General features: G+C 50.1%; 16 protein-coding genes. 11 read left to right on the top strand and 5 right to left on the bottom strand.

Annotated elements, in window-relative coordinates; all coding sequences use genetic code 11:
- The first annotated feature begins 55 nt into the window (after positions 1–55).
- The 3 genes from hemH (at position 56) to PsAD26_RS27045 (ending at position 2,698) form a co-directional block, all read left to right on the top strand.
- Positions 56–1,102 (top strand): ferrochelatase, encoded by a 1,047-nt coding sequence (gene hemH / locus PsAD26_RS27055; RefSeq protein ID WP_063312878.1) that lies wholly within the window; start codon positions 56–58, stop codon positions 1,100–1,102.
- A 148-nt stretch (positions 1,103–1,250) separates the two neighbouring features.
- Positions 1,251–2,225 carry an SPFH domain-containing protein gene (locus tag PsAD26_RS27050; RefSeq protein WP_057461832.1) on the top strand — a complete coding sequence of 325 codons (975 nt, stop codon included), beginning with the start codon at positions 1,251–1,253 and terminating at the stop codon, positions 2,223–2,225.
- Positions 2,226–2,230: 5 nt separating this feature from the next.
- Positions 2,231–2,698 (top strand): NfeD family protein, encoded by a 468-nt coding sequence (locus PsAD26_RS27045; protein ID WP_063312877.1) that lies wholly within the window; start codon positions 2,231–2,233, stop codon positions 2,696–2,698.
- Positions 2,699–2,702: 4 nt separating this feature from the next.
- On the opposite strand, the gene PsAD26_RS27040 is transcribed toward PsAD26_RS27045, so the two are convergent.
- The 3 genes from PsAD26_RS27040 to PsAD26_RS27030 all read right to left on the bottom strand — a co-directional run bounded on the left by PsAD26_RS27040 (position 2,703) and on the right by PsAD26_RS27030 (position 5,569).
- Entirely contained in the window at positions 2,703–3,563 is an 861-nt protein-coding gene (locus tag PsAD26_RS27040; protein WP_057461830.1) for a flagellar motor protein MotB, read from the bottom strand.
- 24 nt (positions 3,564–3,587) lie between these two features.
- On the bottom strand, positions 3,588–4,358 hold the full coding sequence (locus PsAD26_RS27035) for a MotA/TolQ/ExbB proton channel family protein (protein WP_008551696.1): 771 nt from the start codon (positions 4,356–4,358) through the stop codon (positions 3,588–3,590).
- 197 nt (positions 4,359–4,555) lie between these two features.
- Positions 4,556–5,569 (bottom strand): KpsF/GutQ family sugar-phosphate isomerase, encoded by a 1,014-nt coding sequence (locus PsAD26_RS27030; protein ID WP_063312876.1) that lies wholly within the window; start codon positions 5,567–5,569, stop codon positions 4,556–4,558.
- A 242-nt stretch (positions 5,570–5,811) separates the two neighbouring features.
- Here PsAD26_RS27030 and PsAD26_RS27025 point away from each other — a divergent pair, with 242 nt between their 5' ends.
- From PsAD26_RS27025 to PsAD26_RS27005, 5 genes are all read left to right on the top strand, one after another.
- Complete coding sequence (locus PsAD26_RS27025; RefSeq protein ID WP_208985895.1) at positions 5,812–7,323, top strand: outer membrane beta-barrel protein; 1,512 nt, start codon at positions 5,812–5,814, stop codon at positions 7,321–7,323.
- Between the two features lie 203 nt (positions 7,324–7,526).
- On the top strand, positions 7,527–8,744 hold the full coding sequence (locus PsAD26_RS27020; RefSeq protein WP_063312874.1) for a lytic murein transglycosylase: 1,218 nt from the start codon (positions 7,527–7,529) through the stop codon (positions 8,742–8,744).
- Between the two features lie 62 nt (positions 8,745–8,806).
- Positions 8,807–9,967 carry a DUF459 domain-containing protein gene (locus PsAD26_RS27015; protein WP_208985894.1) on the top strand — a complete coding sequence of 387 codons (1,161 nt, stop codon included), beginning with the start codon at positions 8,807–8,809 and terminating at the stop codon, positions 9,965–9,967.
- A 186-nt stretch (positions 9,968–10,153) separates the two neighbouring features.
- Positions 10,154–11,494 carry a methyl-accepting chemotaxis protein gene (locus tag PsAD26_RS27010; protein ID WP_208985893.1) on the top strand — a complete coding sequence of 447 codons (1,341 nt, stop codon included), beginning with the start codon at positions 10,154–10,156 and terminating at the stop codon, positions 11,492–11,494.
- Positions 11,495–12,177: 683 nt separating this feature from the next.
- Entirely contained in the window at positions 12,178–12,867 is a 690-nt protein-coding gene (locus PsAD26_RS27005) for an HAD family phosphatase (RefSeq protein ID WP_063312871.1), read from the top strand.
- A 669-nt stretch (positions 12,868–13,536) separates the two neighbouring features.
- Here PsAD26_RS27005 and PsAD26_RS27000 read toward each other — a convergent pair.
- Both PsAD26_RS27000 and gltB read right to left on the bottom strand, forming a co-directional pair.
- Complete coding sequence (locus PsAD26_RS27000; RefSeq protein ID WP_063302808.1) at positions 13,537–14,970, bottom strand: glutamate synthase subunit beta; 1,434 nt, start codon at positions 14,968–14,970, stop codon at positions 13,537–13,539.
- 11 nt (positions 14,971–14,981) lie between these two features.
- Positions 14,982–19,664 (bottom strand): glutamate synthase large subunit, encoded by a 4,683-nt coding sequence (gene gltB / locus PsAD26_RS26995; protein ID WP_084403855.1) that lies wholly within the window; start codon positions 19,662–19,664, stop codon positions 14,982–14,984.
- Positions 19,665–20,387: 723 nt separating this feature from the next.
- Between gltB and PsAD26_RS26990 the strand changes: the two genes are divergently transcribed.
- From PsAD26_RS26990 to PsAD26_RS26980, 3 genes are all read left to right on the top strand, one after another.
- Positions 20,388–20,681: a DUF2282 domain-containing protein gene (locus PsAD26_RS26990; RefSeq protein ID WP_057461822.1), complete on the top strand. Its 294-nt coding sequence runs from the start codon at positions 20,388–20,390 to the stop codon at positions 20,679–20,681.
- Positions 20,682–20,778: 97 nt separating this feature from the next.
- On the top strand, positions 20,779–21,681 hold the full coding sequence (locus PsAD26_RS26985; RefSeq protein ID WP_063290279.1) for a DUF692 domain-containing protein: 903 nt from the start codon (positions 20,779–20,781) through the stop codon (positions 21,679–21,681).
- Positions 21,665–22,501 (top strand): DNA-binding domain-containing protein, encoded by an 837-nt coding sequence (locus PsAD26_RS26980; RefSeq protein WP_057461820.1) that lies wholly within the window; start codon positions 21,665–21,667, stop codon positions 22,499–22,501. The genes PsAD26_RS26985 and PsAD26_RS26980 overlap by 17 nt, the downstream gene beginning before the upstream one ends.
- Positions 22,502–22,549 lie beyond the last annotated feature (48 nt).

Below are 22,549 nucleotides of genomic sequence, written 5' to 3'. Positions count from 1 at the left end.
GCATTGGGAAACTCTATTTAGCAGTTGGATTGGATCTGATGCGCATAGGGGTCTCATGAACCAGAGCATAAGCGGTAACGCAACAAAGCAAGAAAACCACCCTCCGGTCTCCTTTGGGAAAGTGGGTGTGCTTCTTGTAAATCTTGGGACACCAGACGGGACAGATTACTGGTCCATGCGTCGTTATCTGGCAGAGTTTCTCTCAGATCGCCGCGTCATTGAGTGGTCGCGTTTTCTCTGGTTGCCCATTTTGCATGGAATTGTCTTGAGCAAGCGCCCGCAAAAGTCCGGTGAGGCCTACAAAGAGATCTGGAACAACGAGCTGGATGAAAGTCCGTTACGCACCATTACACGGAGCCAATCTGACAAGCTTTCTGAGATGCTTTCGGGTCTGGGTGACAATGTTGTTGTCGATTGGGCTATGCGTTATGGCAATCCATCCATTGCGAGCCGTCTTGATGCGCTGAAGGAAAAGGGTTGCGACCGTATTCTCGTCTTCCCGTTGTATCCGCAATACTCAGCTTCGACGACGGCGACCGTAAACGATGAGGTCTTTCGTACACTTTTGAAGATGCGCTGGCAGCCGACCATTCGTATTGTGCCGCCTTATCATGATGACGATACTTACATCGACTCGCTTGCTGCTTCGATCAAGAACAAGCTCAGTGAGCTGGATGAAGAGCCAGAGATGGTTCTCGCGTCTTTCCACGGCATTCCGCAGAGCTACTTTGATAAGGGCGATCCGTATCACTGCCACTGTCAGAAAACGACTCGCTTGTTGCGTGAGAAGCTGGGGTGGGATGAGACGAAGCTTCAGATCACCTTCCAATCTCGTTTTGGTCCGGAAGAATGGTTACAGCCTTACACGGACAAGACAGTTGAGAAACTGGCAAAAGAAGGTGTCAAACGGATTGCTGTTTTGAACCCAGGTTTCGTTGCTGACTGCCTTGAAACCTTGGAAGAAATCGCTGGTGAAGCAGCGGAGATCTTTGAGGAACATGGAGGGGAGCAGTTTACGCATATTCCATGTCTCAATGACGCTCCTGAAGGTATGGCCGTGCTAGAGAATGTGGTTCGTCGTGAGCTTCAGGGCTGGATCTAGAAATTAAGTTTTAATTTACTATGTAAAGAAGAGCACTGGTTTCTTTTGGGAAGCGGTGCTCTTTGGCATTTATTCGTGCAGTTTTCTCTGGTTTTAATGGGACAAAGCTACGATAGTTTAGGCAAATTCCTCCAAAGGACTAATAGATATGGATATTTTGACAGGTAGTTCGATTACTGTCCTCATTTTAGTGGCTGTGATCATTTTTGTTGTATTTGCTGGCGCGAAGATGGTTCCTCAAGGCTACAACTACACGGTTGAACGTTTTGGAAAATACCGGAAAACACTGCACCCGGGCCTGAACATCATCATCCCCTTTATTGACCAGATTGGTCACAAGTTGAATATGATGGAGCAGGTGCTTGATGTTCCTGCGCAGGAAGTGATCACCAAAGACAATGCAACGATTACTGCTGATGGTGTGACCTTCTATCAGGTATTGAGCGCTTCTCAGGCAGCTTATGAAGTGCTGGGCCTGCAGAATGCGATTCTAAATCTGACCATGACCAACATTCGTAGTGTTATGGGTTCCATGGATCTTGATGAACTGCTCTCCAATCGTGATGAGATCAATGCTCGTTTGCTGCGTGTCGTTGATGCGGCCTGTGAACCATGGGGCGTGAAGATCACCCGTATTGAGATCAAGGACATCAACCCTCCGAACGATCTGGTTAATGCGATGGGTCGTCAGATGAAAGCTGAGCGTGAGAAGCGTGCTTCGATCCTGGAAGCTGAGGGTGCCCGGCAGGCTGAAATTGCTAAGGCAGAAGGTGTGAAGCAGTCACTCATTCTGGAAGCGGAAGGCCGCCAGCAAGCTGCTATGCGTGATGCTGAAGCGCGTGAGCGTCTGGCACAAGCTGAAGCTAAGGCTACCATGATGGTTTCTGAGGCAATTGCAAAAGGTGACATGGGCGCGATCAACTACTTTGTTGCTAACAAATACGTTGAAGCGTTCGGTGAACTTGCGAAGTCTCCAAACCAGAAAACTCTCATCCTGCCTATGGAAGCAACTGGGATGATCGGAAGCCTTGCTGGTATTGCTGAAATAAGCAAAGAAGTACTGAGGGACAACGAACACCGTCGTTCCAGCCGTATTCCAAACACCGGTAGTTCAGAGGGCTGATCGATATGCTGATTGAGCTGTTCCAAAACAGTGTCGAACCTTGGGTTTGGTTTGCCTCCGGGCTTGTTCTTATTGGGCTTGAGTTAGCTGTTCCTGGCTCATTCCTGATCTGGTTTGGGGCAGCTGCTCTCGTTGTTGGCGCTCTGGTTGCATATTTTGATATGGACTGGCGCTGGCAGCTTGTGCTGTGGGGTGTCTTGTCCGTCAGCTTCCTCCTTATTGGTCGTCGTTTGACTGTTAAAGACGATGACAAAGAAGGTGATCCGCATCTCAATAAAAGAGGGAGCCGATATCAAGGGCGTGTGTTTGTATTGAAGCAGGCACTCGCTCATGGCAAAGGCACGCTTGAGATCGGCGATTCTATATGGCGTGTAAATGGCCCTGATTTGCCAGCAGGAGCCCATGTGAAAGTCGTTGGCCAAGAAGGCACAACGCTCATCGTGGAAGCAGCTTCAGAAGGTGAAGAGGCTTAGGGGCCTATTGGTATGGATTGAAATCTGGTGGCAGCGGCGGTTCTTCTGCCATCAGCAGAATTGAAATGCGGCGGTTTGCTGCAAGATATGGGTCATTCGGGAAGAGAGGTTCAGAATCAGCTTTTCCCACTACAGAATGAATATTGTTCGAAGGCAGACCATACTCGGATAGGATCTGCCGCGCTGTGTTTGCGCGATCTGCTGATAGTTCCCATCCAGTTTCGCTTGGAGCTGTGATGAGCTGTCCTGTCGTCGTGTGTCCGGTAATGCGGACACGGTTTGGCATTTTTGCCAGAACAGGCGCCATTTTAGCGAGGAGCTGCCTTGTTATCTCATAAGGGTACTTTGACCCTTCCGGATACATTGAACGGCCTTCCTGATCCACGATCAGGATGTTAAGGCCTTCATCTGTTTCTTCAAGAATGATGTTGTTGGAGATCTCCGTGATCTCAGGCATTTCCTGAAATGCCTGCCGGAGCGAAACGACTGCGGTTGCAAACTGCCTCGGCTTCTCGATATCTGCCTTCTTGGTGGTGTGGGTGTTTGCTTCCGGGCCTTGTTTACGCTTTTCTGGATGGCTCTCAGTTGCAAAATCAGCGTCTGTAATTTGCTTCTCGTAGGTGATGTCTTTCATGAAATCGCGTAGTGGCACACCTTCGATTTCAAGAACACCAGCGCGTTTGGTCACCTGTTTGATGCCGAATGCGTCTTTGATGGAGCCTGCAACGACTTGAAGTTTTTGCTTGTCCTGTACGGAAAACGAGATAATCAAAACAAAGAAACACACAAGAAGAGACATCAAGTCAGCAAACGTAAGCATCCATGCGGGTGCGCCTGCGGGAGCTGATTTTTTTCTACCTGCCATTGTGTTTCTCCCTTGCCCGAAAGACTAAGCTGCCGCTTCGATCATATCGCTGCGGCCTTTTTCTGGGATGTAAGCGAGCAACATTTCGCGGATCAGCGATGGGCTTTTGCTTTCACGAATCTGCAAAACGCCGTCGATGACGAGGGTTTGATTAAGTTCTTCCTGCTCAAATTTGGAGTCCAGTTTATCGGCAACCGGGATGCACACAACGTTTGCGATGAGTGAGCCGTACAGCGTTGTCAGAAGCGCAATTGCCATGGAGGGGCCGATTGTGGATGGATCATCCATAGTCGCTAGCATCTGTACCAGACCGACAAGTGTCCCGATCATGCCAAAGGCAGGAGCTGAGTCGCCAAGCGCGCGGTATACGCGAGCGCCTTCATTCAAGCGGGTCAGGTAGAGGTCTCGCTCTTTCTCCATGGAGTCGCGAATGAGATTGTAGTCGTAACCATCAGCCACATATTGCATGCCTTTGGCGAGGGTCGGTTCCTCAATCTCGACATTCTCCAGACCGAGTGGGCCTTCCTTGCGAGCCGTTTCTGCAAGATGGGCGATGTTCTCGACAAGCTCGCGAGGTTCGATCTTCTTATGGGTGAAAGCGAGTTTTGCTCCCATACCAAAAGCACTGAGCAACCCATTTAGAGGGAATCTCACGAGTGTGGCTGCGAGACCGCCACCAACCACGATCAATATGGAAGGAAGGTCAACGAACTGACTGAAGCTTCCACCCAGAAAGATAGCTATCAGCACAGTTACGCAAGCAGCGATAACGCCGATTATCGTGGCTAGATCCATTTAGCTTACCCGAATGTGCGCCTTTGATGAGGCAATTTAACTAGTGTTAATTTGGGGTATTAAGGCTAACCAAATCCTAATAAATGGGAAAAATAGGATGGGGCTGTTGGAAGATGTGAACCAACGATGGCCTTGAGAAACAAAATGCCCGAGGATGAAGACCTCTCGGGCATTGAAGAGCTTGTTCTAAGAACGAATCAGGCCGCGCCGATTTTCAGAAGATCGAGTGTGCGTATGATCCCAACCGGCTTGTCATTACTGACGATAAAGAGTGAGCTGATCTTGAGTGAGTTCATCACTTCCAGTGCTGACGGAGCCAAAAGCGTTTCTTCGATTGTTTTTGGATTATGTGTCATGACATCCTCAACTTTCATATCGAGAAAGTTCGGGCTGATATGACGGCGTAAGTCACCATCCGTGATGACACCAATGAGTACTCCGTCATTATTGGTGATGCCAAGAACGCCAAACCCTTTTTGGGTCATCAAGACGAGAGCTTCTTTCATGAGCATACCGTTTTGAGCAACTGGCAAATGATCACCCGTGTGCATGACATCTTTTACATGCATCAGGCTTGCACCTAATTTGCCACCCGGATGATATACCTTAAAGTCTTGAGCCGTAAAGCCTTTTGCTTCCAAAAGAGCAATGGCGAGCGCATCTCCGAGGGCCAGCTGAATCAACGTGCTGGATGTCGGAGCCAATCCATGAGGACAGGCTTCTGGTACTTTAGGTAATGTCAGGCAGATATCAGAGGCTTGACCAAGTGCGCTAGCTGCGTTGCGGGTAAGAGCAATCAACGGAACTTTAAAGCGGCGTGTGAAGCCGAGCAGACTTGCAAGTTCCTGGGTTTCGCCAGACCAAGACAGTGCAATGACCACATCATCTTCGGTGATCATGCCAAGGTCACCGTGGCTTGCTTCGCTTGCGTGTACGAAGAAAGCGGGTGTCCCGGTGGATGCTAGCGTCGCAGCCAGTTTGGTACCAATGATCCCGCTCTTACCAATACCAGAGACGATTACGCGGCCTTTTGAATGAGCGATTGTCTCTACCGCTTTCGTGAAAGGTTCTGCCAAGCCGTTGGAAAGACTTGCCTGTAACGCGTTGAGCGCAGCGATCTCAGTTTCAATCGTCTTTGCAGCGGAGTGTATCCACTCATCAGCCGGGCGCAGAGGACGGTCTTCATGCGTTAGAAATGATGGCATATGCATTTGGCACTACTTCTTGGCTTTGCTCTCAGGAGCACAATGACGCTTTTGCAGCAAGATTCCTGCACTAGATAAGAGTGCATTGTGAACACTCTGGGGCAAGACTTGGTTTCCCCTCTACCAAATCTAAATTGAGAAAACAATCAAGGGTAGAGCGTCTCTTTGCAAGGAAACGTTAACCATGTTCGGCGAGTGTGGAGCTTGTTGAATTTCCTTCATTTGAAGGTGGATTGCTGGAATATTTTATGTGGTTGCGCCCTGACGTTTTGAAGAGCATTCAAAGCAGGTTAATTTTGACCTGTGTTTTGATGCTGGGCGCATTTCCTTGGTGTTCTGCAGTCGCGCAAACCATTGATCTGGAGTTCAGGGATAGCCTCGCTTTTGAGAATGAACCGAATGCGGACTTCGAAAATCCCTCTGAAACGGATGCAGCGCCCTTTGAACAATTGATTGAAGAAGGGCGATCACGCACCGCAACTCAGCCTTCCGTTTCTACTGTTAGCCAGCAACTCACTGGTGCTAGTCGCAGTAGTAGGACGGCCAAGTTTTCGGAGAGAGTCGCAGCTGCCTCACGTCTTTCACGACCGATTGGTGGAGGCGGGAATGCTGATGAAGGTATCTTTGATGGTGAGACCATTCAGGACCGACCTGTTGGCATTCAACTGGGATCATTGCGACTGACACCATCGTTTGATGCCGGACTTGGTTGGACCGACAATGCTGAGCAAGCAAATGGCGGTACACCGGATGGGTTTTATGAAGTTGATGCGGCAGTTGGTGTGGTTTCTAATTGGGAGCGGCATGAACTCGGGCTGGAGCTTCGAGGTAGCCTTCGTGCTTTCTTCGATGAACCTGACAATAACCAACCGGTTGTCACCGGTCGTGGGAATGTACGCCTAGACTTGGGCGATCTGACAACTGCCAATATTGATGGTGTTTATTCGTTCTCGCGAGAGGAGCGTTCCTCTGCTGAAAATGAGTCATCAACTGGGCGTACCAACTCCGTGCAGGAAATTGGTGGTCGGTTCTCGCTCAGCAGACAAGTTTCTCTGGTTCAGCTGCGTGGTGGCATTGGTGTGGACCGCACAGTTTACGGCGGACAAATGAGCAGTTCACAGCCTCGCGATAATACTGTGTTTGATGTCACTCTGCGTACATCATTTGATACTGGAGCTGCGTTTGAGCCCTACTTGGAAGGTGGGTTTCTTGTCCGGAAATATGATCAAGATTGTAGCGGTAATCCATCTTGCTTCGACAGAACATCACGTGGTTACTTTGTAAAATCTGGTGTTCGTATTGATCGTGGACCGAAGCTTCGGGGGCAATTGGGTATCGGTTATCGGGCTGAGTATCTGGATGACAATCGCCTTGATGCTTTGCAGGGACTGATTTTTGATGGAGCTTTTGTTTGGTCTCCTACACGCCGGGATACGGTGACTATTGGTGGAGCAACCAGCTTTAGCGGAACGAACATCAGCGGTGCTTCCGGTTCTATCCTTTATGCTGGTGATGTTCGGTATGCGCACCAGTTTACTCAGGACTTGGTTGGTGATGTTCAGTTTGGCTACACCTACAGGACGTATCAAGGGGTAGATATTGTTGAGCAGGAAGGATCTGGGTCCTTCGGTTTGGTGTGGGCTTTCTCCAAGGACGCAGCACTGCTTTCTCGCTACACGTTCCGAGCGTTTGAGAGCTCTACGCCAAATAGCAACTACACAAGCAGCCTCATTGAAGCTGGTCTTCGGATAAGACGTTGAAATCTTGAAGTGTTTCAGAGTGCGTTAATTTTTCAAAGACGCAACTAGTAAGAATTGACAAGCTTAAAAAGGGGTTTTGATTAAAAACGGCCTTTTTTTTACCATGGTTGACAGTCATGGCAGTAATGCCTCCGAGGGCTAAGCAAAAAGACTGCGCAAAGTGCGCCTAACAAACTCCCATTCGGGTGACCGGAGAAAGCAGTATGCGATTTTCTTCTTTGCCAGCTGTCTTGTGCGCTGGGTTTCTATTTTTCAGTAACTCCTACGCCTTTGCTCAGGGGAGTGATTTTCAAAAATGGATTGCAAGCTATAAGCGGACTGCTGTAGCTCAAGGCGTTAATGCTCAACTCTATGATCGTGTTTTCAAGGGGATGACTCCTGACCCGCGAATTAAGAAGAGTGCAGAGAACCAGCCTGAGTTTACGCGCGCTATCTGGCAGTATCTGGATAGTGCAGTCTCAGAAGACCGCGTGCTCCATGGGCGCCGTATGGTGGATGAATGGTCTGGCTGGCTTGATAGGATTGAGGCTAAATATGGCGTAAACCGCCATGTGGTGCTGGCGATTTGGGGAATGGAAAGTTCATATGGGCGTATTCTCGACAATACATCGATTGTTCGTTCAACGCCCCGTGCTCTAGCTACACTGGCCTATAATGGTGGCCGTCGCGGGAAGTATGCGCGCAAACAGCTGATTGCTGCTCTTAAGATCCTTCAAAATGGTGATGTTTCGCCTGCGCAGATGCGGGGGTCTTGGGCGGGAGCCATGGGGCATACCCAGTTCATTCCAACAACTTACCAAGCTTATGCAGTTGATATTACAGGCGATGGTAAAAGGGATATCTGGAATAGCATTCCTGATGCATTGGCTTCAACGGCAGCCTATCTCAATAAGATGGGTTGGCAGTCCGGGCAGACCTGGGGCTATGAAGTTACTCTGCCAAAAAACTTTAATTACCGCTTGAGCAACCAACGTAAGCAGCAGTCTGTTGCTAATTGGGGCAAACTTGGTGTGAAGCGAGCAAATGGCTCGAAGTTCCCACGTGGAGCTGACATGGCGCGACTTTATACACCTGCGGGAGCTAATGGCCCTGCGTTCCTGTTGCTCAAAAACTTCTACGTGATCAAACGTTACAACAACTCAAGTGCTTACGCGCTTGGGGTTGGGCACCTTTCTGATCGTTTACTCGGGCTTTCTGGGTTTGCTGTGGAATGGCCGCGCGGCGATCGCCCTTTGACATTTAGCGAGAAAAAAGCGTTGCAGAAGGGGCTTTCCGATAAGGGTTATAAACCTGGAGCTGTAGATGGAAAGATTGGCCAAAGAACCCGTCAGGCTATTCAGGCTTATCAAAAAGCATCGGGACTGGTTCCAGATGGTCACGATTCAATAAAGCTTCTTAATAGGTTGCAAGGTAGAACATAATCGGGTTTCCTAATGGCAGGAAACCAATGCTGGTGGTTGGTTCCTGCTGGAGACTCGCGATTATGCAACGATCCTTTTTGTCTTTTGTGTTTGTGGCACTGATAAGCCTTTGCTTTGTCAGTGTTTCTGTTATTCCCGTTGAGGTTGTAGCTCAAGTGCGAACCAACAGCACAGGCGCCCCTAAAAAAGGTAACAAGTCATTCTTTGGCTGGTTGTTTGGTGGGGGGAATAAAAGAATTGAGCAGGCGAATCCTACCAGAAAGAAGCGACGCAGAAGCACAACGCGCAAAAAACGTAGTGCTGGCGTTGCCGCAGTGAATACTCCCAAGATCGTTGAAAAAGAAAAGAGTAAGGACGCTAAGGTCCTTCTGGTCATTGGTGATGATCTGGCGATGGGATTAGCTGATGGTTTGAAGGCCGTGTATGCTGAAACGCCTTCGATTAAGGTCAAGAAGCTTGTCTATCCCCGAATTGGTCTTGTTGCAGATAAAAAGCCGGACTGGCCGGAAGATGTGACAGCTGTGCTGAAGAGTGAAGACGTAGGTCTTGTGGTGGTTTCTCTGGGCGCGCGCGATAACCAGATCATCAAGGTTGTTGGACAAGGCGTTATTGATGGGCAGCTTGCCAGCTACGCTGAAGAACTGCAGTTTCAAGGGGAAGAGTGGAAGAAAGAATACCGCTTCAGGACAGCGTCCCTGGTTGCAGCCGTCCGGAATGAGCAATTGCCTTTAATTTGGGTGGGGCTTGCTCCGGCTGACGAGTATCTGACGAGTGCTAACTTCAGCTATCTTAATGATTTGTTCAAAGAGCAAGTTGAACCAGCTGGAGGGATCTTCGTTGATATTTGGGCTGCCTTCCAAAGTGAGGAGGGAGAGTATACGCCTCATGGACCAGATATTACCGGTAAGCGCCGCCGATTGAGGGCGACGGACGGGGTCTACTTTACTTGGGCTGGATACCGGAAAGTTGCTTACTTTGTGGAGCGAGAAATCGCGCGCATATTTGGTAGTGCGACGGCCTTCATTTTTGAAGGTGTGAAAGATGATCCGAACTTTATTGTTCTGACTGGACGCTTAACTTCTCCCGAAACCAAGCTTATCGGACCTGACGATAAAGGCGGGAAAGCTGCAGCGGGGAGTGATCTGTTCAAACTGACTGTCTCTGGAGAAGCATTGCCAGAGGTTTCTGGTCGTGCTGACGATACGCGTTGGACCGGATTTTAATATTTGAAGTATTCTTTGCCAGTTATGCCTTGAATATTGGCTGAGATTCAGAAATGTCTGCAGAAAATTAAATTTTATCGCTGTTTTTTCGAAAATGTATGCAATTCATAGCCTCATGGTAGTATTCTGTTTACATACATGGGTAACATTACTCACATTAAACTTATGGGTGAAGTGGGGCTATTGATGGTTACCCAACCGCATGTTTTTAAGCTATCGATGGTGGGCAAGTTTGTCTTGGTCGTATTTCTGGCCATGTCAATCATGTCACTCGGTACGCTATTTTCCTTTGTTACAATATACGATGTGTTGACGTCTGCTCTGGGAGATGAGGCGTTAAGGTCGCAGCTTATGTCTGATCATGGGCAAAGTGCGCTGGAGACGCTGCTTGTCGACAATCTTATGTACATTGTGATGGTCTGTGCACCTGTGGGGGCTCTGTTCTTTGTTGTGGCTGTTGTCATTGCAAGGGGCATGAGAAACAACATGGCTGCGTTACAACGTGGTCTGGACGCGCTGGCTGAAGGCGCGTTGGACACTGAGATCAAGTGCATAGAGCGTGGGGATGAGATTGGTGCAATTGCTCGTTCTATTGCCCAGTTCCGTGTTGTGCTGAAAGATAAAGCTGAAGCTGATGCAAAAGCCAAGATTCAGCAGGAGCTGGAACTTGCAGATGCACGCAAGCATGCCTTAGCAAGCGTTGCACAGGAGTTTGAGGCTTCTGTTGGTCATGTGGTGCATGATTTGCTGGAGATCAGTCAGGCCGTGGAGACACGCTCCAGAGAGTTGGATGCAAGTGTGCAAGGCGCCCACAGTGCCATGACATCTTCCAGTGATGTGGCGCAAACCACGCAAACCTCCGTGAAAGCATTGGCTGAAGCGGCAGAAGGTGTGTCGCGTTCTTCGGGGATGATTGGCGATAACACTACGCAGGCTGCCCGCTTTGCGCAGGATGCTGCGGTGCATGCGCATAAGACCAATGAGATTGTCGGGCGTTTGGTGGAAAGTGGGAAGGCGATTGGTGAGGTGATCGAACTGATTGATCAAATTGCTGACCAGACCAACCTATTGGCGCTGAATGCGACAATTGAAGCGGCGCGTGCAGGGGAAGCTGGGCGTGGCTTTGCTGTGGTCGCAAGTGAGGTGAAGAACCTTGCTGGTCAAACCTCCAAAGCGACTGAGGAGATTTCTACGCAGGTTGAGTCGGTGCAGAAGGTTGCTGAGCAAGCTGTGATAGCAATCCGTTCAATCGGTGAGACGATTGAGCAGATCAACTCCTTGTCGACTGGCATTAATGAAGCTGTTGGTGATCAGAAGCAGGCAACTGAAGATATTTCCCGAGACCTGAATAGCGCGCACTTGAATGTGTCACAGGTCGCGACAGACATGCTGGATCTGGACAGTGAGTTTCAGGGAACAAAAGATGCTTCGAATGATCTGCATCAGGCTGCTGGAAAATTGGGCCATCTCTCCGAGAACTTGCGGGCTGAAGTTGCCAGTTTCCTTGAGAACGTGAAAGCTGCCTAAGCAGCTTTCAACTCCTAAGGGAGAAGCGGTCAAACAGTGACAATTAGAGATTGCGTCGTGAATTGTTATGGAAATCAAGCCACTTTTTGAATCTTCTGATCTAATCAAAGGTTCTGAGTTCTATGCCGAAGCGCCAGATGTGAGATGAAAATAAAGTATCACTCAAAAAAGGAGAGGGGGCTTGCCGGTAATCGCGCAGGCTAACACGAGCACGGTAATGTTTGCCGGACGAAGTCTCCAAAAACGCACCAGTCTTCAGAGTGACACTTTATTTTCATCCAACAGTTGAGGTGCGCTACACTCAGGTCTTCCTGTTTGGAGACCTTCTTTTTCGTTTAAACACAACGCCCTGACAAGCATCGAATGCTCTCTCATCGATTGCAGTAATTACGCTGGCTGTAGTCCGTTACGCCAAAGTGTGCCTTCGTGACGTTCAAGCTCTGGAAGACATGGAGAAAGACGGAATTGAAATGGCCTGAGACATGTTCGAGAGTTCAAAGTCTCGGTGTGTCGCTCGGACCGCATTTCCGCCATAACCGATGATGTAACAAGGGAAACTTCCATGCCTGTGAATTCTCGAACATTTTGCGGCGGCTTCCGTTGGTAATTGCACGAGGTAGATTACCGCTCCATTGTGAAATGAAGTTCTAACCGAAAATGCCTACACGACGAAGGAGCCGTGGATGTTTCCTGTACCATTGGATGCTGTAATATTTGATATGGATGGGTTGCTGCTAGACACTGAAAGGCTTTATCGGTCGGCCATCTTCGGTGCATGTGAGGACCTTGGTCATAACATGCATGATATTCTTCATCTCAGCTTGATCGGCTCTCCCAAAGAAATAGGGGACGCGAAGCTGAAGGCGCACTTTGGTGATGAATTTGCGATCGATAAATACCATGAAAAATGTCGGGATCGGTTTCGCGTCTTGTGCGCGAAGAATATTCCATTGCGCCCGGGTGCAAGCGAAATACTTGATTGGTTGAAGGAGTTTAACATTCCGAGAGCCGTAGCCACCTCCACCCCTCGAGCGCTGGCTCTAGATCATCTGGACAAAGCGGGGATCATTGATCGAATTGATGCTGTCGTAACCCGAACGGATGTCGAATTCGGCAAGCCGCATCCTGAGACTTTCTTAAAGGCTGCTGCCGCAGTGGGCGGCCGTCCTTCACAATGCCTTGCTTTGGAGGATTCCCATACCGGTATCCGTGCGGCTACCGACGCAGGCATGGTCACGGTCATGGTGCCAGATTTATTGAAGCCAACGGAGGAAATCCGATGTCTGGGCGTTTCTGTCGTTGAGGGCCTTGATTGCTTGCTTTCAGAATTGCGGTCCAGTGTCGACCTGTCTGAGCGGCATTGCCATCTATGAACTCGTCCCGGATTTGTGGGAGTTTAAATTTTGTCCTGGAAATGTTGGGTGATTGATAAAGGGCATTTTCCAAAAAACTTATCCCCCTTACGCAAATGTGCCCCCATACTAACTTCATGCCCACGTGACGGGCAGCTGGCGGACCGTCCATCAGCGTGTCGTGGGCTGGGTGGGGCTTTCAAAAGAGGTAACGCATCTTTTGGTGGTCCGGTGGAACCGATTTTCAGGCGTGACTGCATGGTCTGAGAGGAAGGACCCAAGCCTGAAGGGCATCACGCAGTGGCATTTGCTGGTCAGAGCGGTACATGTCAGAGGCAATGGACCTGTTTGGATGCGGAAACTTATCCGAGCAAAGCCGTTGTCTTTCCGGGAAACCGGCTATCGTGTCTTTTAGGATAAGAGGCGATGTTGTCCATATCAAAATGCCCGGGCAAGGCACGTAGCCAATGCCAAAGACTCATTTCTAACAAGTAGCGCAGGTGTTGCCTGCTGCCTTGCTCATCCCGACCTTCGGGAAATCTCGTTTCACCACTGCATGGGAGGCCATGCGGTGCTTTTAGTGCTTGCAAGTTCAACTCAGAATGTATGAGTGAGAAAGAATGGAGTAACATCAAAAAACCCCGGAAAGCGGGGCTTTCCGGGGTTTTTGTACTTCATTGTCGGCTAAGATTATCTTGGCAGATTGGAAGATCCTGTCAGGAATTCGTCGATTGAACGAGCGGCCTGACGACCTTCGCGGATAGCCCAGACCACAAGGGACTGGCCTTTGCGCACGTCACCTGCTGCAAAGACCTTTTTGATGGAGGTCTTGTAGTCTTCGGTGTTGGCTTTCACGTTTGTACGTGGGTCCAGCTCCAGATCGTCACCAGCTTCTTTGACGTAAGTTTCCATGTTCGGGCCTGAGAAGCCAATGGCTGCAAGAACAAGGTCTGCTTTGAGAATGAACTCAGTTCCTTCAATCGGAACACGTTTTTCATCCACACGAGCACATTTTACGCCTGTTACGTGACCGTCCTCATCACCTACGATTTCGAGCGTTGCCGCGGAAAACTCACGTTCTGCGCCTTCAGCCTGAGAGGTTGAGGTACGGAACTTCGTTGGCCAGTATGGCCAGAACTGGTTCTTATCTTCCTTCAGTGGCGGCATTGGACGGATGTCCATCTGGGTTACAGACAGAGCACCCTGACGGAAGGAGGTCCCAACGCAGTCAGATGCGGTGTCACCACCACCGACAACAACGATGTGTTTGCCGCCAGCCCAGTATGGCTCTTCGCCCGATACATCTTCACCACCAACACGGCGGTTCTGCTGTACGAGGAAAGGCATCGCATACATCGCACCTTTGAGGTCCATACCCGGAATGCCCGGATCACGCGGACGTTCTGCACCAGTGCAAAGCAGTGTTGCGTCGTGACGTGTGTGGATCTCTTCAAACTCTACATCTTTGCCGATCTCGCAACCGTAGTGGAAGGTTACACCTTCTCCTTCCAGCTGCTCTACGCGGCGGTCAATGTAGTGTTTTTCCATCTTAAAGTCAGGAATACCATAGCGCAGCAAGCCGCCAGCACTTGATTCACGCTCATAAACATGAACTGTGTGACCAGCGCGAGCCAACTGTTGAGCAGCCGCCATGCCTGCAGGGCCAGACCCAATAACCGCAACAGTTTTACCTGTCTTGGTGGCTGCTGGTTCCGGCTTGATCCAACCTTCCTTAAAGGCGCGATCAGCGATTGCTTGTTCAACAGTCTTAATCGCGACCGGAATGTCTTCCAGATTCAGTGTGCATGCTTCCTCGCAAGGAGCAGGGCAAATACGGCCCGTGAATTCTGGGAAGTTGTTGGTTGAATGCAGATTACGAGCAGCTTCTTCCCAGTCCCCTGCAAATACCAGATCATTCCAATCTGGTATTTGGTTATTTACTGGACAACCGGCAGGACCGTGGCAAAACGGAATGCCACAATCCATACAACGAGCTGCCTGACGCTCCACTTCCGGCTGCGAGAGCGGGACAGTGAATTCGCGAAAATGGCGGATGCGATCTGATGCCGGCTGGTAGTTTTGTTCCTGCCGGTCGATCTCCAAAAAGCCAGTTACCTTACCCATGTCTTCCCCTCTTATTCCGCAGCCGCGAGGCCCAGACGCGCTGCTTTCATTTCCTGAAGCGCGCGACGGTATTCAACCGGCATAACTTTCACAAACTTCGGACGCCAGTTCTCCCAGTCATTCAGAATATTCTGAGCTTTGGTGGAACCAGTATACTTCACGTGGTTTTCAAGAATGAGACGCAGACGTTCGTCGTCGTGGCGTGTCATGTCAGCTGACAGATCCACACGTCCTTTGTACTCGATGTCGCCACCATGGTGATGCAGCTTTTCGAGCAGGTCATCTTCTTCTTGCACGGGCTGAATGTCTACCATTGCAAGGTTACAACGGGAGCCGAAGGTACCATCCTCGTCCAACACGTAAGCAACACCACCGGACATACCTGCTGCGAAGTTACGGCCAGTTTGACCGATTACGACAACAACACCGCCGGTCATGTATTCACATCCGTGGTCACCAACACCTTCAACAACTGCAGTTGCTCCGGAGTTACGAACCGCGAAACGCTCACCGCCGACACCGCGGAAGTACACTTCACCGCTGGTTGCTCCGTAAAGAACGGTATTTCCAACAATGATGGAATTTTCCGGCACAATGCGGGTGTTTTCTGGTGGGCGTACGATAATGCGACCACCTGAGAGGCCTTTGCCTACATAGTCGTTTGCATCGCCTTCAAGATCGATCGTCACGCCCTTGGCAACAAAGGCACCAAACGCCTGACCAGCCGTACCTGTCATCGAGATATGGATGGTGTCGTCTTTGAGACCTTTTGCGCCGTAGCGTTTAGCAATCTGACCAGAAAGCATTGCGCCAACAGACCGATCAACAGACTTGATCTTCGCTGGGAACTCAATTTTTTCTTTGCTTTCCAGCGCTGGCATTGCATTGCGAATGAGCTCACGGTCCAGAACATCGTTGATTGGATGCTCTTGAAGCTGTGACCAGCGACTTTCTTCCTGGGTCGCATCTGGACGATAGAAGATCCTTGAGAAATCAAGGCCTTCAGACTTCCAGTGGTTGATTGCAGTTTCTTTGTCGAGCATGTCGGAGCGACCAATAATGTCGTCCAGTTTTCTGACGCCGAGTTCTGCCATCAAACAGCGAAGTTCTTCCGCTACATAGAAGAAATAGTTGATGACGTGTTCTGGTGTACCTTTAAAGCGCTTCCGCAGAACCGGGTCCTGGGTCGCAATACCAACCGGGCAGGTGTTGAGGTGACACTTACGCATCATCAAGCAACCAGCTGCGATCAGTGGAGCGGTTGAGAAGCCGTATTCATCAGCACCGAGAAGTGCGCCAACGAGCACGTCACGACCTGTACGAAGACCCCCATCCACCTGCAAAGCGATACGAGAGCGCAAACCATTGAGAACGAGTGTTTGCTGGGTTTCAGCAAGACCCATCTCCCATGGAGAGCCAGCGTGCTTCAAAGAGGTGAGCGGAGATGCACCTGTGCCACCGTCAAAGCCAGAGACCGTGATGTGGTCTGCACGCGCTTTGGCAACACCTGCTGCAACTGTTCCAACACCAACTTCAGACACCAGCTTGACGGAGATATCTGCCTCTGGATTCACGTTCTTCAGATCGTAGATCAGCTGTGCCAGATCTTCGATTGAGTAGATGTCGTGGTGCGGAGGAGGTGAAATCAAGCCTACGCCTTGTGTGGAGTGACGTGTCTTTGCGATCACTGCATCCACTTTATGGCCCGGCAGCTGTCCGCCTTCACCCGGCTTTGCACCTTGAGCGACCTTAATCTGGATCATGTCAGAGTTGACCAGATATTCGGTTGTCACGCCAAAGCGGCCTGATGCAACTTGCTTGATCGCAGAACGCATTGGGTTAGGAGATCCGTCCGGCAGTGGGTTGAAGCGCTCGGCTTCTTCGCCACCTTCACCGGTATTGGATTTACCGCCAATCTTGTTCATGGCAATCGCAAGTGATGTATGAGCTTCGCGAGAGATTGAGCCGAAAGACATTGCACCCGTTGAGAAGCGCTTGACGATGTCTTCTGCGGACTCAACTTCATCAATGTTGACTGGACGGCGTCCCAACTCTTCTGCTGATTTGATGCGGAACATGCCACGGATTGTGTAACGGCCAGAGGCTTCGTTCACTTCCTTGGCGAACTCCAGATACTTTTCAGGCAGGTTGTTGCGTACTGCATGCTGAAGTGTGGCGATGCTGTCCGGGGTCCACATGTGATTTTCGCCACGGGTCCGGTACGCATACTCACCACCAACGTCCAGCGAGCGACGCAGAACAGGAATGTCCTCAAATGCATCGTGGTGACGAACAACAGTCTCTTCAGCAACTTCTTTCAGGCCGATGCCTTCGATGGTTGTTGCTGTACCGAAGAAGAATTTTTCTACAAATTCTGAATTCAGGCCAACCGCATCAAAGATCTGCGCACCGCAGTAAGACTGATAGGTGGAGATGCCCATCTTGGACATGACTTTGAGCATGCCTTTGTTGATGGCTTTGATGTAGCGAGAGACAACTTCATGCTCATCCACTTCCTCAGGGAAAGACCCTTCAGAGTGCATTGAACGGATTGTTTCGAATGCGAGATAGGGGTTGATTGCCTCTGCACCATAACCGGCCAGAACGCAGAAGTGATGAACTTCGCGTGCTTCTCCCGTTTCAACTACAAGACCCACTGAGGTACGAAGACCTTTGCGGATCAGATAGTTATGAACAGCAGCTGTCGCCAATAGTGCAGGAATTGCAATACGGGCACGTGAGATTACGCGGTCAGACAGGATGATGATGTTGTAACCACCATGAACAGCCTTTTCAGCGCGAGCACACAAGCGCTCCAGAGCATCTTCCATGCCCTCGGTCCCCTTCTCAGCAGAGTAGGTGATGTCGAGGGTTTTTGTTTGGAACTGATTGTCTTCGATGTCACCAATAGCGCGGATCTTTTCCAGATCAGCATTGGTGAGGATCGGCTGACGTACTTCCAGACGCTTGGAGGTAGAAAGACCTTTCAGATCAAACAGGTTCGGACGTGGTCCAATGAAGGACACGAGGCTCATCACCAATTCTTCACGGATCGGATCGATCGGTGGGTTGGTTACCTGTGCAAAGTTCTGCTTGAAGTAGGTGTACAGAAGCTTGGATTTGTCTGAGAGGACGGACACAGGTGTGTCAGTACCCATAGACCCCAGTGCTTCCTGACCAACGGTTGCCATTGGCTGCATGAGAAGCTTGATGTCTTCCTGCGTGTAACCAAAGGCTTGCTGACGATCGAGAAGGGTTTCACCTGCAACCGGCGCGCGTTCACGTACGGATGGAAGGTCTTCAAGAACCATCTGCGTGCGATGCAGCCAGTCTTTATAAGGGTTTGCCGTGGAGAGTTGGCGCTTGATTTCTTCGTCAGAAACAATACGACCTTCTTCCAAATCGATCAGAAGCATTTTACCCGGCTGGAGACGCCATTTCTGAATGATCTTCTCTTCTGGAATGTCGAGAACACCAACTTCAGAAGACATAACCACGAAGTCATCATCAGTGACGATGTAACGGGCAGGGCGCAGACCATTACGATCAAGCGTTGCGCCAATCTGACGACCATCTGTGAAGGCTACCGCTGCAGGTCCATCCCATGGTTCCATGATAGAGGCATGGTATTGGTAGAAAGAGCGACGGTTTTCGTCCATCAGCGGGTTGCCGGCCCACGCTTCCGGGATCAGCATCATAGCTGCATGCGCAAGGGAATAGCCGCCAGTAGTGAGGAATTCCAAGGCGTTATCGAAGCATGCTGTGTCAGACTGACCTTCGTAAGAGATCGGCCATAGTTTGTTGATGTCGTCACCAAATGCAGGAGAGGACACAGATGCCTGACGGGCTGCCATCCAGTTTACGTTGCCGCGCAAGGTGTTGATTTCACCGTTGTGCGCAACCATGCGGTATGGGTGAGCCAGATCCCATGACGGGAAAGTGTTGGTTGAGAAGCGCTGGTGAACCAACGCCAGCGCAGAGATAAAGCGCTCATCACGCAGATCGTCATAGTAAGCGCCAAGCTGGTACGCGAGGAACATGCCTTTGTAGACGATGGTGCGGCTGGAGAAGGAAACGACGTAGAAGCCTTTTTCTACGCCCTCGGATTTCTCGCGTACGACGTTGGAGATTACTTTGCGCAGGATAAAGAGGCGGCGCTCCAGAATATCACCATCAGTATTGTCTGGTAGTGTTACAAACAATTGGCGGGATAAAGGTTCAGTTGCTGCAATATCCGGTGCTTTGGACAAAGAAGAATTGTCGACCGGAACATCGCGCCAGCCTAATACTTCAAGACCTTCATCAGAAACACATTCCGCGACGATGCTTTCGCATTGCTCGCGGAGCTTTTTATCTTGTGGAAGAAAGAAGAACGCAACGCCGTATTCGCCAGCTTCTGGAAGATCGAATCCGATCTTCGAGCATTCTTCTTTGAAAAACTCGTGTGGGACCTGGGTCAACATACCTGCACCGTCGCCCATCAATGGGTCAGCGCCAACTGCGCCGCGGTGTGTCAGGTTTTCAACGATCTGAAGGCCGCTTTGTACCACGTGGTGAGATTGTGCGCCTTTGAGGTTAGCTATAAAGCCGACGCCACAGGCATCGTGCTCTTTGGCTGGATTGTAAAGCCCCTCAGTGGCAGCAGTGCGGAGTTTTTCCGTAACGGTGCCTGTGGTGGTAGCTCGGGTTTTCATAGGTTCCCCCCCACTCATATGCATCGTGTTTCCTCCTTTTTCTGCCATTTTTGGCCTCACTTTCGCTCATCTCAATGTGACCGGTTAAGGTCACTTCCTCGTTCGGGTCGCGGGGAGGTCTTCCTCGCGGCTCGTTCGAAGCCCCGGCACGGCTTGCCCCGGATCTGTCGAATGAAGCACGGCCTCTTTATACATAGGGCCGCCCATTCGGAGTTTCCTCCGATCTATCTTACCCCTTTGGCGAGTGCATTGCGATATGTCCGCATGGCACACATTTGGGGGAGAATGCCGCGGCGTTGGGAACGCGCCTACATCCTTCTCTTTTGCGTTGTGTGGATCTCTTAGGTGGATCGCTTGGAAGCTGTCTTCCAGATTGTCATCAACGCATGCGGGATAATAAGGACAGCACTCCTGTCCTTTTCCGCGTCGCGAACATGCCAGATTTCAGAGGGTAGAGCAAGAGCGTTTCAGAAAGTCTTTATTTCTATTCTTTTAATTTTATTAGGCCGATTGTCGCATTGGCATCTAAAACTCAAGTTAGATGCAATAATATTTCAACTATTCACGAACCTGTGAGGACGATGATCTCATTTTATTGATTTAATCGCGTGAAAATAACATGTGTTTGATTTCCCATTGATCGAGTTTTTTGTCAGAACTGTCTTCAGAGGCGAACCAAACCTGTTGAACACATCGCCGAATTTCAATTTGAGGAGTTTTGAAATGTCCAAAAAAACGTTGTCCGCTGCTGTACTTGCAACCGCTGTTACTGCTGCTGTCGCTGGTGCAAACATTACTGTTGCTGAAGCTGCTTCTAAAGAAAAATGTTACGGCGTTTCCCTTGCTGGTGAAAACGACTGTAAAGCGGGCGCTGGCACCACTTGTGCAGGTACTTCCACTGTTGACTATCAGGGCAATGCTTGGACCCTCGTACCAACCGGTACATGTGAATCCATTGAAGTCCCAGGTGACCGTAAAGGTTCTTTGACTGAACTTTCCCGCGATCTGCCTCACTAATCGCTTTACTTTACAATATACTGCGTTGCACCGGGGCGGGTTTTTCCCCTCCGGTGTTTCTTTAAGAAGAAGTCATAATATAGAACGAGGTACTGATATGTGCGCGCAAAGAGTCAATGCAAAACTACCTGCACGAGGTGGCGTGGGCTTAAAAGCTGATCATTATCATCGTATTCTCAATGACAAACCTGATATGGGCTTCTTCGAAATTCACGCGGAAAACTATATGGGGGCCGGTGGTCCTCCACACGGTTACCTTGAAGCGATCCGTCGTGATTATCCTATCTCTCTTCATGGTGTCGGGTTGTCTATTGGTGGAGCTGATCCGCTGAATAAAGAGCACCTTTCTCGCGTGAAAGATGTCGCTGATCGTTATGATCCGGGCCTTTTCAGTGAGCACCTGGCCTGGTCAACGCACGACACCGAGTATTTCAATGATCTTCTGCCTCTGCCTTACACTGAGGTGACATTGCAGCAGGTCGTTGACCATATTGATGAAGTGCAGACCTTCCTTGGTCGTCAGATGTTGCTTGAAAACCCAAGTGCTTATGTGATCTTCAAGGAGAGTACCTATGAAGAAACTGAGTTTCTTCGCGAGATTGTAAAACGAACTGGCTGCGGATTGCTGCTGGATGTGAACAATGTCTTTGTTTCTGCGACGAACTCTGGTGGCTCTCCTGAAGATTATGTGGACCGATTCCCGGTTGAGCACGTTCAGGAAATTCACCTTGGCGGGCATGCACCAGAAACAGACGAGCTGGGCTATCCTCTTCTAATCGATGCACATGATCGTAAAGTTGCTGATCCTGTGTGGGCGCTTTATGCGCGGACAATTGACCGGACTGGTCCTCAACCAACTCTTATTGAGTGGGATGCGAATATTCCGACCTGGGAAATTCTCGCTTATGAAGCTGAACAGGCGGATGTGGTGATACAATCTCACATTGAGACGCAGGCTCAAGCCGCTGAGAAGCGGGGTGATCATGTCCCAAGCGCCTGATAGCACTAAGGAAAAGATTGCGTTGAAAGGTTTTGGCGTTCCTTTGCAGGATTTGCAGTCGAACATGCAAGGTTTTGACATGTTTTCGGATGGGCTGATGAATCCAGCTGTCCCTGTGCCCGATGGGGTTGTAGGGCGTGATGGCCATCCCTCTGAGAAGCGTTATGGCGTTTACCGCAATAACGTAATGGCGAGCTTGATTGATGCGATGGCTGCCAACTTTCCAGCAGTACATGATTTGGTCGGGCGTGATTACTTCCGGGCACTTGCTGCGGAGTTCGTTCGTAAGCATCCGCCAGAGCAGCCGGTACTGAGTGAGTTTGGGGGCAAGTTCTCTGAGTTCATTGGCGCGTTTCCTCCACTTGCAGACTATCCCTATCTGAAAGATGTTGCTGCGCTGGAATGGGCATGGCTGCGTGTTTACCACGGGCCAAATGCGACGCCTGTTGCGCCGGATGTGTTATCCAGGATTGATCCAGCAAAACTGGGGGATGCGGTGTTTACCCCTATCCCTGCACATAGACTGATTTACTCCCGTTTTCCGCTTAGCGAGATCTGGAAACAGAACCGCTCGGAAGATGTGGAAGGCATCACTCCAGAGGCTGATCAAGTGATTTTGATTTGCCGACCAGATATGGACGTGACACTGACCGGATTGGCTCAGGACGTAGCGGCATTCGCTGATTTACTGTTCTTTGGCAAGACATTGGGAGAAGCTGCAGAAGCGGTTTCATCCTCTTACAAATTCTTTGATCTGTCGCAGGCATTGGGCTGCCTGCTGAGCGCACGCGTGTTCGCGAGCGTGGACGTCAAAGCTTAATATTGATTGCGAGGGGCCGGGCGGTAAGGCCCCCGAGTGGTGGAAAGC

Source organism: Pseudovibrio sp. Ad26, from assembly GCF_001623285.1.
Taxonomy (GTDB): domain Bacteria; phylum Pseudomonadota; class Alphaproteobacteria; order Rhizobiales; family Stappiaceae; genus Pseudovibrio; species Pseudovibrio ascidiaceicola.
This window is presented reverse-complemented; position numbering and strand designations above follow the sequence as displayed.

Excerpts from the sequence above, each read along its gene's own strand:
- PsAD26_RS27005 (WP_063312871.1), top strand. The coding sequence starts at position 12,178 with ATGTTTCCTGTACCATTGGATGCTGTAATATTTGATATGGATGGGTTG.
- gltB (WP_084403855.1), bottom strand. The coding sequence starts at position 19,664 with ATGAAAACCCGAGCTACCACCACAGGCACCGTTACGGAAAAACTCCGC.
- PsAD26_RS27030 (WP_063312876.1), bottom strand. The coding sequence starts at position 5,569 with ATGCATATGCCATCATTTCTAACGCATGAAGACCGTCCTCTGCGCCCG.
- hemH (WP_063312878.1), top strand. The coding sequence starts at position 56 with ATGAACCAGAGCATAAGCGGTAACGCAACAAAGCAAGAAAACCACCCT.
- PsAD26_RS27025 (WP_208985895.1), top strand. The coding sequence starts at position 5,812 with ATGTGGTTGCGCCCTGACGTTTTGAAGAGCATTCAAAGCAGGTTAATT.
- PsAD26_RS27035 (WP_008551696.1), bottom strand. The coding sequence starts at position 4,358 with ATGGATCTAGCCACGATAATCGGCGTTATCGCTGCTTGCGTAACTGTG.
- PsAD26_RS27045 (WP_063312877.1), top strand. The coding sequence starts at position 2,231 with ATGCTGATTGAGCTGTTCCAAAACAGTGTCGAACCTTGGGTTTGGTTT.
- PsAD26_RS27010 (WP_208985893.1), top strand. The coding sequence starts at position 10,154 with ATGGTTACCCAACCGCATGTTTTTAAGCTATCGATGGTGGGCAAGTTT.
- PsAD26_RS27050 (WP_057461832.1), top strand. The coding sequence starts at position 1,251 with ATGGATATTTTGACAGGTAGTTCGATTACTGTCCTCATTTTAGTGGCT.
- PsAD26_RS27040 (WP_057461830.1), bottom strand. The coding sequence starts at position 3,563 with ATGGCAGGTAGAAAAAAATCAGCTCCCGCAGGCGCACCCGCATGGATG.
- PsAD26_RS26985 (WP_063290279.1), top strand. The coding sequence starts at position 20,779 with ATGTGCGCGCAAAGAGTCAATGCAAAACTACCTGCACGAGGTGGCGTG.
- PsAD26_RS27020 (WP_063312874.1), top strand. The coding sequence starts at position 7,527 with ATGCGATTTTCTTCTTTGCCAGCTGTCTTGTGCGCTGGGTTTCTATTT.
- PsAD26_RS26990 (WP_057461822.1), top strand. The coding sequence starts at position 20,388 with ATGTCCAAAAAAACGTTGTCCGCTGCTGTACTTGCAACCGCTGTTACT.
- PsAD26_RS27000 (WP_063302808.1), bottom strand. The coding sequence starts at position 14,970 with ATGGGTAAGGTAACTGGCTTTTTGGAGATCGACCGGCAGGAACAAAAC.
- PsAD26_RS26980 (WP_057461820.1), top strand. The coding sequence starts at position 21,665 with ATGTCCCAAGCGCCTGATAGCACTAAGGAAAAGATTGCGTTGAAAGGT.
- PsAD26_RS27015 (WP_208985894.1), top strand. The coding sequence starts at position 8,807 with ATGCAACGATCCTTTTTGTCTTTTGTGTTTGTGGCACTGATAAGCCTT.